The following is a 280-nucleotide window of genomic DNA, read 5'->3' on the forward strand; positions in this document are numbered from 1 at the left end:
TTTGGGAAATAAAACGACGAACATCATCGTTTGCGAATAGTTTCAGCAATGTCGCGCTCGAGACAGCTCAAGATTGGCTCGAAGCCGTCGCCGTCTACCACAACTCACGCCAAACTTAACGCGACCGTGGCGCGTGCCTGCGAGCGGCCGCCGAAGGCGGCCGCGAGGAGCACGCGCGAGGGACGCGGTGAGCGCTCGGAGAGCGCGAACCGCGAGGCTGGGGAGGCGTGAGGTGCGGTCGCTGTGCCGGGCGGGACTCAAAGGGGCAGTCGTGAGGCGG

The 280-nt window shown here is 64.6% G+C and carries 1 pseudogene; it reads left to right on the forward strand.

Annotated elements, in window-relative coordinates:
* Window positions 1-119 (forward strand): annotated as a pseudogene (locus DVK07_RS24160) (IS6 family transposase); the annotation flags it as partial.
* Between the last annotated feature and the right edge of the window lie 161 nt (window positions 120-280).

Origin of the sequence: Halorubrum sp. Atlit-26R (genome assembly GCF_003666015.1) — an archaeon.
Classification (GTDB): domain Archaea; phylum Halobacteriota; class Halobacteria; order Halobacteriales; family Haloferacaceae; genus Halorubrum.